Source organism: Salibacterium aidingense DSM 18341, assembly GCF_000429685.1.
In the GTDB taxonomy this organism is placed as follows: Bacteria; Bacillota; Bacilli; order Bacillales; family Marinococcaceae; genus Salibacterium; species Salibacterium aidingense.
The window spans coordinates 148,771-161,642 of sequence record NZ_AUCI01000002.1; the positions used below are offsets into that span (position 1 = coordinate 148,771).

General features: G+C 44.2%; 12 protein-coding genes. 8 read left to right on the top strand and 4 right to left on the bottom strand.

Going from position 1 to position 12,872, the window contains the following annotated elements; genetic code table 11:
• Positions 1–81: 81 nt before the first annotated feature.
• A complete protein-coding gene (locus G475_RS0102925; RefSeq protein ID WP_324603200.1) occupies positions 82–507 on the bottom strand; it encodes a GNAT family N-acetyltransferase in 426 nt (141 codons plus the stop codon).
• Complete coding sequence (locus G475_RS0102930; protein ID WP_026699982.1) at positions 504–1,244, bottom strand: alpha/beta hydrolase; 741 nt, start codon at positions 1,242–1,244, stop codon at positions 504–506. The genes G475_RS0102925 and G475_RS0102930 overlap by 4 nt, the downstream gene beginning before the upstream one ends.
• Before the next feature lie 144 nt (positions 1,245–1,388).
• On the opposite strand from G475_RS0102930, the gene G475_RS0102935 reads away from it, so the two are divergent.
• The gene (locus G475_RS0102935; protein WP_026699983.1) at positions 1,389–1,940 is read left to right on the top strand and encodes a phosphatidylglycerophosphatase A family protein; all 552 of its coding nucleotides are present in this window, start codon (positions 1,389–1,391) and stop codon (positions 1,938–1,940) included.
• A gap of 180 nt (positions 1,941–2,120) precedes the next feature.
• Positions 2,121–2,303, top strand: a complete 183-nt coding sequence (locus G475_RS0102940; protein WP_026699984.1) for a hypothetical protein — start codon at positions 2,121–2,123, stop codon at positions 2,301–2,303.
• A gap of 51 nt (positions 2,304–2,354) precedes the next feature.
• Here the strand turns inward: G475_RS0102940 and fumC are convergent, their stop codons facing one another.
• Positions 2,355–3,743 (bottom strand): class II fumarate hydratase, encoded by a 1,389-nt coding sequence (fumC, locus tag G475_RS0102945; RefSeq protein ID WP_026699985.1) that lies wholly within the window; start codon positions 3,741–3,743, stop codon positions 2,355–2,357.
• Positions 3,744–3,979: 236 nt separating this feature from the next.
• On the opposite strand from fumC, the gene G475_RS24140 reads away from it, so the two are divergent.
• Both G475_RS24140 and G475_RS0102955 read left to right on the top strand, forming a co-directional pair.
• Complete coding sequence (locus tag G475_RS24140) at positions 3,980–5,662, top strand: methyl-accepting chemotaxis protein (RefSeq protein ID WP_051302117.1); 1,683 nt, start codon at positions 3,980–3,982, stop codon at positions 5,660–5,662.
• Positions 5,663–5,747: 85 nt separating this feature from the next.
• Positions 5,748–6,716: a 2-hydroxyacid dehydrogenase gene (locus G475_RS0102955; protein ID WP_026699986.1), complete on the top strand. Its 969-nt coding sequence runs from the start codon at positions 5,748–5,750 to the stop codon at positions 6,714–6,716.
• 163 nt (positions 6,717–6,879) lie between these two features.
• On the opposite strand, the gene G475_RS0102960 is transcribed toward G475_RS0102955, so the two are convergent.
• Positions 6,880–8,232, bottom strand: a complete 1,353-nt coding sequence (locus G475_RS0102960) for an alanine/glycine:cation symporter family protein (protein WP_035710032.1) — start codon at positions 8,230–8,232, stop codon at positions 6,880–6,882.
• A 211-nt stretch (positions 8,233–8,443) separates the two neighbouring features.
• Here G475_RS0102960 and G475_RS0102965 point away from each other — a divergent pair, with 211 nt between their 5' ends.
• The 4 genes from G475_RS0102965 to G475_RS0102985 all read left to right on the top strand — a co-directional run bounded on the left by G475_RS0102965 (position 8,444) and on the right by G475_RS0102985 (position 12,870).
• Entirely contained in the window at positions 8,444–9,013 is a 570-nt protein-coding gene (locus tag G475_RS0102965) for an NADPH-dependent FMN reductase (RefSeq protein ID WP_035710035.1), read from the top strand.
• 353 nt (positions 9,014–9,366) lie between these two features.
• Entirely contained in the window at positions 9,367–10,395 is a 1,029-nt protein-coding gene (locus G475_RS0102970; protein ID WP_026699989.1) for a LacI family DNA-binding transcriptional regulator, read from the top strand.
• Positions 10,396–10,425: 30 nt separating this feature from the next.
• Positions 10,426–11,859, top strand: a complete 1,434-nt coding sequence (locus tag G475_RS0102975; protein WP_026699990.1) for an extracellular solute-binding protein — start codon at positions 10,426–10,428, stop codon at positions 11,857–11,859.
• Between the two features lie 123 nt (positions 11,860–11,982).
• On the top strand, positions 11,983–12,870 hold the full coding sequence (locus G475_RS0102985) for an ABC transporter permease subunit (RefSeq protein ID WP_026699991.1): 888 nt from the start codon (positions 11,983–11,985) through the stop codon (positions 12,868–12,870).
• The last annotated feature ends 2 nt before the right edge of the window (positions 12,871–12,872 follow it).

Here is a 12,872-nt window from a genome sequence, read left to right on the forward strand (position 1 = left end):
AGAATCTTGAAGCTGCTTTGCTGTGTCGTATAAAAACAAAGAAAATATGCAAGGATGAAAAAGAGTCTTTTAAGGAAATGGTTAAAGACTTTTTTTCATTTCCACATGAGGGATACCGGCATCCATAAACTCCTTTGATGTCACAGTATACCCAAGGCTTTTGTAAAAAGCAGAGGCGCTTATCTGCGCGTTTAATTTCATGGCAGGGCACCCCTTTTCCCTGGCTTTCTGTTCCATAGTCTGCATGATGGCGCGGCCGGCTCCGCTTTTCCGCCGGGAGGATAGAACGCAGACACGCTCTGCTTTCCCGTACTCTTCGACGAAACGGAGACGTCCAGCCCCTATAGCAAGGGAATCTTCATATGCAATGAAGTGCAGGGAAGTATCGTCCAACTCGTCCATTTCAAGATCTTCCGGCACCTTCTGCTCGTTAACAAAAACGTTAAACCTTACATGAAAGGCATCTTTTTGCTGTTGTTCATTTAATGCTTCTTGTACTGTAATCAAGTCACATCTTTCCTTTCCTGCTGGGTATTCAACATGTACTGCAAGGCGCGGGGGAGATCCTGCTCCCAGAAGCTCCAAAGATGGCCGCCGTTAAATTCGTGGTAATAGCGGCGTCCGGTTCCCTGCTGTAATAGGTGGTGGAGCTTCCGGTTTGGTGTCAGAAAATCCTGAATGCTGCCATCCGTGGTGTGAACTTTTGTTTCGTCCAGGCCAATCGCATGGTAAATATCAAAGGGGTGCCATTCCTTGCTAGTTTGAACCGCCTGCAGGACAGTGTCGTTGACAAATGGAGAATGTATCATAATTCTGGCAAACGTATGCGGATAACGCAGGGCGGTGAGAAGAGAAATGGTCCCTGCCAGAGAATCTCCCATCAGTGTCCGTCCATAGGAGAGTCTGGGGGTTGGAAATTCACTTTCCAAAAAAGGGAGCAGCTCTTTGGCAAGGAAGGACATGTAGTCGTAATGCCTCCGACTCTCAGGGTGATACCATTCTCTGCGCTGCCCTATACTGGGGTAAGGAACGCCAATTACGATAGTATCCTCCGCTCCAGCTTCAATGGCGCCTTCGATTTTCCGCCCAATCTTTCCCAGCTGGAAATAATCTCGTCCATCCTGGGCAATCGCAAGATGATATGTATACAGCCGGCTGTAATTTGGCGGCAGATAAACGTGCAAATCAAAAGTATAGTCTAATAATTCACTGCGAAATGGTAAAGCTCTCATTGTTCCGTTCAAGAGGTTTAGCTTCCTTTCCAGACGGTAATACGATTAAGAGCGTAACACGCATGTGGACGAAGTTCAACTAATATAATACGCTGCAAACAGATATCAATGAAGAAAAACGCGCATATGATACAATAGATAGAGGGGGAATGAACGATGAAAAAACCTGTAGCTAGTGATGTAGTTGAAAAGGCCGCCCGGAATGCTCTGGCAGAGCGTGGGGTCAAGGTGGAAGATATTGCAAAAATCGTATACGAGATGCAGGCCAAATACGCCCCGAATTTAACGATGGATGATTGTTATGAAAGTGCCGATGCTGTCCTTTGTAAACGGGAAATACAGCATGCAGTACTGGTAGGGATAGAACTGGATAAACTGGCGGAAAAAAATCAATTATCGGAGCCTCTTCAGACACTGGTCGATACTGACGAGGGGCTGTTTGGGGTGGACGAAACGATTGCGCTTGGCTCTGTGTTTGGTTTTGGCAGTATTGCTGTGACCACCTTTGGGTACTTGGATAAAGAGAAAAGCGGAGTGATTAAAGAGCTGGATACCAATAAAGAGGAAATCCACACCTTTTTGGATGACCTTGTTGCAAGTATTGCTTCCAACGCTTCAGCACGGCTGGCCCACCGGATGAGAGACCGGGATGAAAGCCAAAGCAATGATAAAATAAAAAAACGGGAAGATGAAGAACTTATCGGCTGAGCGCAGGCAGCACAGCAGGAGCTCTGCGGAAGATCTCCTGCTGAGCGTGTGCATAGGCTTAACCATAAAAAGAGCGTGGTATGGGCGGAGGACCGTTCATTTTTCCCACGAAGAATGATTTTTTTTCGAAAATGGGATAAAATAGAAAGGAAGATCTTAAGAAGGAGCAGGATGATTGTGATGGCAGCTCAACCGCGTTGGATTTATTGGAAAGAAACATTTCGCTCCAAATTTCAGGCAGGCTGTCTGAAAGCTAAACTTGAAGATAATTGGAGCAATGGATATGAAATAGGTCCATTTGTAGAAATACGTAAATTAAAAACGAATAAGTATGTTGTGCGCTATACATACGATGAATCGTAGTATGGTATGCAAAACGCTCAGACAGGAAAAGTCTGAGCGTTTTGCATTTTCTTATTCCTTTGGAGATACCATCTTTGCCGGATCCACGATGTCATCAAATTGTTCTTCCGTTAATAAACCACTCTCCAATACGGCTTCTTTTAACGTTTGTCCCTTTTCGTGAGCTGTTTTTGCTATTTTAGCTGCATTTTCATAACCGATATGGGGGTTTAAAGCGGTAACAAGCATTAATGAATTCCGCAGATGCTCGTCAATTTTTTCCTGATTTGGTTCAATGCCTTCCGCACACTTATCATTAAAGGAGATCATCGCATCAGCAAGGAGGCAGGCCGATTGCAGGAAATTATATACGATAACAGGTTTAAACACGTTTAATTCAAAATTACCCTGGCTGGCTGCAAATCCAATAGTGGCATCATTTCCCATGATTTGGGAGGCAGCCATTGTCATCGCTTCCGCCTGTGTTGGATTAACTTTGCCAGGCATGATGGAACTGCCGGGTTCATTCGCGGGAATGGTAATTTCTCCAATGCCGCAGCGCGGACCGCTGGCCAGCCAGCGGACGTCATTTGCTATCTTCATGAGGTCCGCCGCCAATCCCTTTAAAGCTCCGTGCGCATGATTGATTTCGTCATGACTTGTCAAAGAATGAAATTTATTAGGAGCGGAACGGAAGGACATCCCCGTTATATCACTGATTTCTTCTGCCGTGTAATCTCCGAAGGAAGGATGGGCATTAATCCCGGTTCCAACTGCTGTTCCGCCGATGGCAAGATGTTTAACGTGCTGAATACTTTCTTTAATCATTTGTTCGCTTCTCTCCAGCATCCGGTGCCAGCCGCTGATCTCCTGCCCCAGTGTTAATGGAGTGGCATCCTGCAGATGGGTGCGGCCGATTTTAATAACATCTTCAAATTTCTGCTGCTTCTCGGCAAAGGTCGTTTTTAATGTGTGGAGGGCGGGAAGAACGTTGTTTTCCACTTTTTGCACTGCTGCAATGTGCATTGCGGTCGGAAAAGTATCATTCGAACTTTGCGACCGATTTACATCGTCATTAGGGTGGATGGAAAAATCGCTTCCCTTTTCTTTTAAAATCTCTGTCCCACGGCGGGCAAGGACTTCATTCATATTCATATTAGACTGGGTGCCGCTGCCGGTCTGCCAGACTACAAGCGGGAAGTGGTCATCAAGCCTCCCGCTTAATACTTCGTCGGCGGCTTTTGCAATGGCATCCGCTTTTTCCTCTTCTATTTTGCCTAGGCGTTTGTTTGCAAGCGCGGCAGCCTTTTTTAATACCGCAAAAGCATGAACAACTTCAATCGGCATCGTTTCCTTCCCGATTTTAAAATTTTCAAGGCTGCGCTGCGTCTGGGCTCCCCAAAGTTTATCTGCCGGCACCTGCATTTCTCCCAGTGTATCTTTTTCGATTCTGTACTCCATGCTTGCATCCTCCTGCTTCTTTTTCTGTATTAATTATCGCCTATAATTCTTGAGGAATTGTCCCTCTTCTTATAGGATAGAAAAAATTAACCCGAAAGAAAAGCATGAAGCCAATTTTTATGGAAAAAATTCGTAAGAAAAAAGACTCATACTGTTAACTTTTTCTGTTACCAACCGATATTAGACATATAAGAAAAAAGGCTCAGGCAAAGAAATCTTATCAGGGAAGGTAGATGATGATGAAATCAATCCGTGCAAAACTGATCGGAGTTTTTTCCGTTATACTAGGCTTTTTGCTAATTTTTACAGGGATTATGTATGTATTCATTAATGACATGAGCGATGATATTAATGCTGTCATTGAAGACGACATGAAAAAAATTCAAGCTTATGAAAACCTGGCTTACAACCTTTCCGAACGGCAGTCGGCTGCAAATGCGTATGTACTGTCCGGCAATAATACATACAAGGAAACGTTTAACGACCTTACGGAAAAGTCGACACAACTCCAGGAAGAGATACAGAGCTATGTGGAACAGCGCAGGCTGGATGACATTATTGCTGCTTCTGTGGACTGGAGAACACGGATCCAGGAGGAAGTGTTTTCCGAATATGACGAGGGCTACCGAATTAACGCGGAATCGGCGTTAACCTCAGAGTTGATCCCCCTAGGAACGGAAATTAAGTCGGATCTCCAAATGTTAATTTCCCAGGAACAGGCCTCTGCCAATATACATGCCGGACAGGTTAACGATAGGGCTGAATTATTATCGATCATCAGTATTGCTACGGGAGCAGGGATCACCATCCTCGGCCTGTTGATAGCGATTATTATGGCTGGAAGAATTTCCAAGCCGATCAAACAAGTATCAGAAAAAGCCCGGCAGCTGTCCGAAGGAGATTTAACGGTAGAAAGTATCCGTTTGAAATCCAAGGATGAAGTCGGACAATTAGCGGGAAATTTTAACGATATGGCGGAAAACCTCCGCAATCTGCTGACGCAGACAACAACAGCTGCGGAACGGGTAGCTGCAACCTCAGAACAATTATCAGCAAGTTCCCAGGAAACATCCGCGTCCACAAACGAAATTGCAAGCACCATACAGGAAGTTTCCCAGTCTACAGACAGCACAAAAGAGAGAGCGGCAGAGAGCTTAAAGGCCATGCAGCAATTATCCCAGGATATAGAAAAAGTAACAACAGCTTCGTCCGATGTTACGAAAAAAGCGAGAGAGACCGAGGAAGCGGCGGAAAACGGCAAGAAGGAAATCAATCACTCTTCGGAACAAATGGGTATTATTGATACCCAGGTGCAGGAAAGTGCTGAGATTATAAAACAGCTCGGGGAACGTTCTACAGAGATCGGCACCATCATTGAAACCATTACAAATATTTCGGAACAGACAAATCTGCTGGCATTAAATGCAGCCATTGAAGCGGCACGCGCTGGAGAACATGGAAAAGGGTTTGCCGTTGTGGCAGAAGAAGTACGTAAGCTTGCGGAAGAATCCAATCAGTCCGCCAACAAGATCACAGAGTTAATTGAAGCTATTCAGGAAGAAACAAATAAAGCAGTCGAAAAAATGGAACAGGGACAGACAGAAGCAAATGAAGGGGTTGCTGTGGTGAAACGAGCCGGCTCCGCTTTCCAATCCATCCTTTCTTCCATTAAAGAAGTTGGAAGTCAGGTTCAGCATGTATCGGATATATCCTCCCAAATGTCAGCTAATTCTGCCCAGGTGACCTCGGCTGTGAAAGAAATGAGTGAAGCGGCGGAAACAAATGCAGGAAGTGCTCAAAATGTAGCTGCCGGCACGGAAGAACAGTTGGCCGCAATGGAAGAAATATCAAGTTCTTCAGAGGAATTAAGCTCCATGGCTCAAGACCTTCAGGAAGAAGTTGGGAAATTCAAAATATAGAAAAACACACCGTTCCTTTCCGGGGCGGTGTTTTTGTATTATGATAAGTAGTAGAAAATTTCAAAAAAGAAAGCGGGGATTTACCATGAAGCAGCCGTATGTATTTATTACACGTCGTATCCCGGAAGATATCATAACACCATTGAAGGCAGAGGGCCGGGTTTCGATGTGGGAGAAGGAAGAAACACCGGTTCCTTACGAAAGGCTGGAAGAAGAAATAAAAAAAGCTGATGCTGTTTTCTGTAATGTATCAGATCCAATCGATGCAGCATTGCTAGAGAAAGCGGAACGTCTGAAAGTAATTGCCACGATGGCTGTCGGGTACAATAATATTGACATCCAGGCTGCTGCAGAAAGGAACATACAGGTGGCGCATACCCCGGGGGTATTGACAGAAACCACTGCTGATTTGACGTTCGCTCTGTTAATGGCAGCTGCAAGACGGATACCTGAGGGAATCGAAGTCATTAAAAACAATGAATGGGGAGCATGGGCTCCTTTCTTTTTAACAGGCCGCGATATTCACCACGCCAGGCTTGGCATTATTGGAATGGGACGAATCGGCGAGGCCGTGGCCAAACGTGCCACAGGATTTGACATGGATATCGTGTATCATAACCGCTCCCGTAAGCCGGAAACAGAAGAAGCCGTGGGAGCCGTTTATGTGGAGATGGAGGAGCTTCTTGAAACATCGGATTTTGTCTGTGTTCAAACTCCCTACACGAAGGAAACCCATCACCTGATGAATCGAGAAGCTTTTCAGAAAATGAAATCCACTGCAGTATTTGTCAATACATCACGAGGACCAATTGTTGATGAGACAGCTCTCTATGAAGCTTTAAAAGAAGGGGACATTCAGGCAGCCGGATTAGATGTTTTTGAAAATGAGCCGGTTCGTTCCAACCATCCGCTGCTCACGCTGCCAAATGTAACGGCTCTCCCACATATCGGCAGTGCGAGTGAGGATACGAGGCGTAAGATGGCGGAAATGACGGTGGGCCATATTCTGCAGGGCCTGCGCGGGGAAGATGTGGCGCATAAAGTAGAGATGTAGAATCCTTCCGTTTAAACAGTAAAAGCCCCTCTACTGAAGCGGGGTTTGTCCCTTTCTATGAAACGAACCCAGGCTTTTGCCTTTTCTAAAGCAGGGCAGAAGCCTGGGTCGTTATTCGGTCTAAGTCTCCGTAGAGAGAACGGACGACAAAAGAATTTTCCCTTTATAGCTGGTTTTGTTCTTCTTCCCGTTTTATTTTCAGGAAATGTGTAGTTTCTGCAACGACAATACCGGAAAGGCCGAGGAGCCCGATAAGGTTCGGGGCTGCCATCATTCCGTTCATGATATCTGCGATAGCCCATACAGTATCCAGTTTTAATATGGCCCCAAAAAATATAGCGAGGACAAAAACTACCCGGTAAATAAAAATGGAAGAAGGCCTTTTCGTTAAATAATAAATACAACGTTCCCCGTAGTACGACCAGCCGAGCATGGTAGAGTAGCAGAAGAAAATAAGCCCGATCGAAACGATGAACGCCCCTGCGGGTCCAAGAAACATTTCAAACGTAGCAGAAGTAAGAGCTGCCCCGTCGACATCTGAACTTTCCCCTCTGTACATACCACCCATAACGAGTGCAATACCAGTGATGGAACAGATAATGATGGTATCAATAAATACCTGGGTCATCGATACCAATGCCTGTCGTCCGGGATAATCCGTTTTGGCGGAAGCAGCTGCTATCGGCGCAGATCCAAGGCCGGCCTCGTTGGAAAATACACCACGGGCGACCCCCATCTGAATCACTGCTCCAATGGCACCGCCTGCGACAGCCTGACCAGTAAACGCATCAGTGAAAATGAGTCCAACCGCTGCCGGGACAAGATCAAAATTGAAAATAATAAGAGCAATGCCCCCAATAACATATAAAACAGCCATAATAGGCACGATAAAGGAAACAACCCGTCCGATCGTTTTGATCCCTCCGATAATAACGATACCGGCCAGAATCATTAGAATTAACCCTGTTGCTGCATTGGGAACTCCCCAGTTGGACTGCAGGACATCAGCAACGGAGTTGGACTGGACAGTGTTTCCAATTCCAAATGAAGCGACGGCGGCAAAGATGGCAAACAGCACAGCGAGCCACTTCCATCCCAGTCCTTTTTCAATATAATACATGGGACCGCCGGCCATTTCGCCTCGTTCATCTTTAATTCGGTATTTCACGGCTAATATTGCCTCGGCGTACTTTGTTGCCATTCCAAATAATGCTGAAATCCACATCCACAAAACAGCCCCGGGTCCCCCGACGACTACAGCTGTGGCCACCCCAGCAATATTACCAGTTCCAACCGTGGCTGCCAGAGCCGTCATCAATGATTGAAAGTGGGTGATATCCCCTTCCGATGATTGGTCACGCTTACTGAATACTAACTTTAACGCGTAAGGAAGAATCGAGAATTGCAAAAAGGTTAACCGTATCGTAAGAAAAATTCCTGTTCCCACTAACAAGATTAAAAACGGCGGTCCCCAGACAAAATCACTAATGACTCCTAACACGTCTTCTACACTCAATCGAACCCCTCCTTTGTCCATTTCTCTTTCGGTCCATATGTACAAGTTTATGCCGGAAAGAGACATATCCTCATTATAGGAATGAAGATATATATGAGTATAGCAGATTGGAAACTATTGTAACATAAGAATTTTACGACTTTTCTTTTTTTTCTTCTACATTATTATGGTACGCTGAAATTAGATAGGAAAGAACCAGAGGAGGCCGATGATGAGTACAAACCATTTAAAAATCCTGGGTATTTCAGGGAGTCTGCGAAAAGATTCCTTTAATCGAATGATACTGCGTGAAATGGCCCGGCATACACCAGAAGGGGCGGACGTTTCCATATTCAATTTAAAACATGTCCCGCTTTTTAATGCAGATTTGGAGGAAAACGGAGATCCCGAAGCGGTGGAGGATTTTAAGGAATCGATTCTAGAGGCGGACGGCTTTTTAATCGTTACCCCCGAATACAGCCACGGCATGCCCGGTGTATTGAAGAACGCACTGGATTGGGCGGCGAGTGTGACAAATAGAAACGTCTTGGACAAAAAACCAGCATATGTGCTGGGAGCCTCTCCCGCCCCTCTTGGGACTGCGTTATCCCAGGCGCAGGTCAAACAAACACTGGCCGCTGCCGGTGCGTTTGTTCTGCAGCAGCCGGAACTGTATATTGGAAAAGTACCATCCAAGATAGATGAAGCAGGAAGGCTTCAGGACGATAGTACAAAAACAAGGCTCCATCAGGCAATGGAAGCTTTTGTAGAGTGGATAGAGACAATGAAAGGGAATAACTGAATGAAAAACCCCCATATTAAAATGAATGAGATAAAAGGGAGCTGTATAAAAAGGTACGGCTCCTTTTTTATGATATAGAAAAATAATTATGAGTAGAAGCGGAAGGCGCTGTCAACGGAAAACTTTCGCCTGCAGCGGATACCCGCCTGTCTGCTTCGCCATTTGAACCTTTAAACGAACTTTTAGGAATTTATATTTTTATCTTTTTATCGAACCGGTTTTATTACTTTCGAAGATGGAAAGCGCTTTTTTCATAAGAACTTAATAATAATTTACAACATGTTCTTAATGAAATAAAACTATTTTAATAAAACCGGTTTAAGATTGGTAAGTGAGAGAGGGGGGGGGACCGATTGGCTACGATAGATGATGTTGCTAAAGCGGCAGGTGTGTCAAAAAGTACCGTCTCCAATGTTTTTACTAAAAAGAGGCCGATAAGTAAGGGGGTGTCCGACAAAGTACTCGAAGTATCAAAACAATTAAATTACAAGCCAAATTACTGGGCCAGAACTCTTGCTACAAAAGAAACTCGCATTATTGGTTTGAACATGCAGGCTGAAAGAATTAAATTCAGTCAGTTTCATCTTTCGCTGGTTAACGGGGTACTTCATGAATGTTATGGCAGGGGATATCAATTATTAATTAATACGCTTTCTTCGGATTACAAAAATGACATTCAGAATCAAGTATCTAATCCTGTCGACGGCGAAATTTTAATGGACCCTGCTGTCGATGATGAAAGAATAAAAAAGGAGCTGTCTAAAGAACGTCCTTGTGTAGTCATTGGAAAACCCCCTAAACACCTGGATCAAACGTTATCTTACATCGATAATGATAACGTTGGCATTGCCTATGAACTTACTTCGCATCTGTTGACCCTTGGACACGAAAAAATTCTTTTTCTAAACGCAGCTAAACATAAAACCGTTGCTTTGGACAGGGCCCAGGGATTTCAAACTGCTTTTGAAGATAATGGGAAACGATGTCCTCATGAATTAATACTAAATAAAACCATAAATAATACTTCCATTGAGTTCGGGTATGATACGGCTTTTCGATTTTTACAAGAAAGAAACAGAATTACTGCTGTTATAGCGGATACAGATAAAATGGCACTTGGTGTTTACCAGGCAGCATCTGCATTGAATATAACTATTCCCAAGCATTTGTCAGTATTTGCTTTTAGTGACGATTCTGTATTTGAATCTGAATTTCAACCGCGTTTATCCAGTGCCAGATTAAATGCTGAGCAGCTGGGAGAAGGCGCAGCACGGCTTTTGATCGAGCAGATTCAGGAAAACAATAAATTGGTGAAAAGAATTGTTATTCCTTCTGAAGTGTGCCACCGGGGTTCCACTTCTACAAAGTTTCTGGAGGGCTGACGTCTATATTTTTCAAAAGGAGGAGAACCGTTGAAACAGCTTACAGTTATAGGGTCGAAAGTGATGAGAGCCGGATTACTGTCTATGTTTTTATTGATCGCAGGGTGTCAATCGAGTACTAGTGAAGAAGATGTTTCAGAGGCGAACAGCGAAAAAAACAGGGAAGCATCAGAGGGAGAAACGCTGAATATTTTAACAAACGTTGTAGGTGGAAAAAACAGCGAAGAGATGGACATGTTCGAAAAAGAAGTAGAAAGACTCTCGGGAATTAGTGTAAATATGGTGAAACCCCCTTCCGATTATGACCAAAAGCTCCTCGCTTCTATTTCTTCAGGGGAACAATATGATCTTGTTTATTTAACGAAGCCGCAGCTGGATATTTTAGTAGAACAGAACGCATTAACCGATTTAACAGAAGCAGTGAACAATTCCGAACGGTTATCAGATCCGTCCATTATTCCTGAAGAAGAGTGGGATCTGGTGGAGACGGAGAATGAAAAAATCTATGGCGTCTTCAATAAACTTGAGGGTGGCACAATGCCCATTGTACGACAGGATTGGATGGAAAAACTTAATCTGGAACAGCCGGAAACACTGGAAGAGTTCTACCAATTATTTAAGGCCTTTTCTGAGCAGGATCCCGATGGGAATGGAAAAGATGATACGTACGGACTGTCCACCGCCGGTTTATATGACATACAAGGGTTTATGAGTGCTGAAGGAGTGAAAGCCCGCTATACCATTGATGAAGATGGAAATCGTACTATTCCCTATGCTACCCAAGCGGCTGTTCCTGTTTACGAGTGGTTTGCAACACTGTATGAAGAAGGGTTGCTTGATCCGAACTTTGCCACCAATGAAACGGGCGACATGAGAGAAATGTTCTTGACGGACAGGGCCGGTATGGTGACCTACTGGGATGCATGGGTCGGTTTATTCAACAATACGGCAGAAGTAGAAGATAAAGAACACTTTGAGGCCAAAGGGATGGCCGGTGCGGATGGGCCAAATGGGAAAATGCTCCGCCGCGGTGACCCAAGTCTCTGGTCGATTCCAGTTAATGCGGAGCATCCTGACATGGCAATGGAATTTCTGGAATTTTGGCACACAGAAGAAGGGAATATTCTAGGAACCCTGGGAATTAAAGGTCACGATTATCAGGTAGAAGACGGAGAATATGAATTGACGGAAACAGGCAGAGAGCACAGCATGGACCACGGCGCTCCTTATCCGATGAATCAGCAATTCGAAAACCCGGTTGGATCATATGCCGGGGCAGAAGAAGCTCAATCTGTCATCTTAGACAACAATTCCACCGTGGAAACCTCAACCGCGGATTGGCCGGAAGCTGAAAAAATTGTAGAAAATTATGCGTTAGAAGCAATGATGGGGGAAATTCCGGCTGATGAAGCCGTGGAACAAATGCAGAAAGAGCTGCTGCAGGCAGATTTAATTGATGAATAATGCCTGTTAGAAAGAGAACTGCGGGAGGCCATAGGTACGAGGGTATGTTTCCTGTAAAAGAACTGGCCTCTCGTATGTTTAATTTTCACTGCTCTATTATTTATGTGCAGAAGGATGAAATGAATGAATTTATGGAAAACTGTTAAGCGTCATTACTCGTTGTACCTCATGCTATTGCCGATTCTGGTGTATTTTATCATCTTTACATATTATCCGTTAGTAAGAGGTTTTATTATTAGTCTGCAAGAGTTTCAAATGATTGGAAGGGGGCCGTTTATTGGGTTTCAGAATTATTTGGAAGTATTACGAGATCCACAGTTTATTCAAGTGACTATTAACACATTTATGATAAGCGGCGGTATTTTAATTGTTGGATTTGTTTTCCCCATTATCATTGCTCTTTCGTTAAATGAGGTGATGCAGTCTGTTTTTAAACGATTTACCCAGACGGTTATTTACCTTCCTCACTTATTTTCCTGGGTCATTGTCGGCGGTATCTGGATTTTTATCTTATCTCCTGACGGAGGGCTCATTAACGAAATATTGACATGGTTTGGGAAAGAAGAATCTATTCATTTCCTGGTGAGAGAAGATTACGCCCGTCCTATTATGATCGCAAGTGCTATATGGAAAGACGCGGGGTATACATGCATTTTATATCTCGCAGCTATTGTCAGTATAAATCCAAGCCTTTATGAGGCGGCTGATATGGATGGAGCAGGAATTCTGCAAAAAATGCGCTATGTTACACTGCCTCAGCTTGTGCCGACGATGAAGATTGTACTGCTTTTAAACATCATGGGAATCTTGCGGATTTTTGATCAGGTATACGTACTGAGCAATTCTGCTATTGCAAATGAAGTTGATGTTTTCATGACGTATACATATGAGAAGGGGATTTTACAGTTTCAAATGGGGATTGCTTCCGCTGCAGCCTTTTTGGTGTTGTTGATGACGCTGCTTCTTACATTTGTAACAAGAAAACTGATCCGTTATGACGAGGGGATGTAACA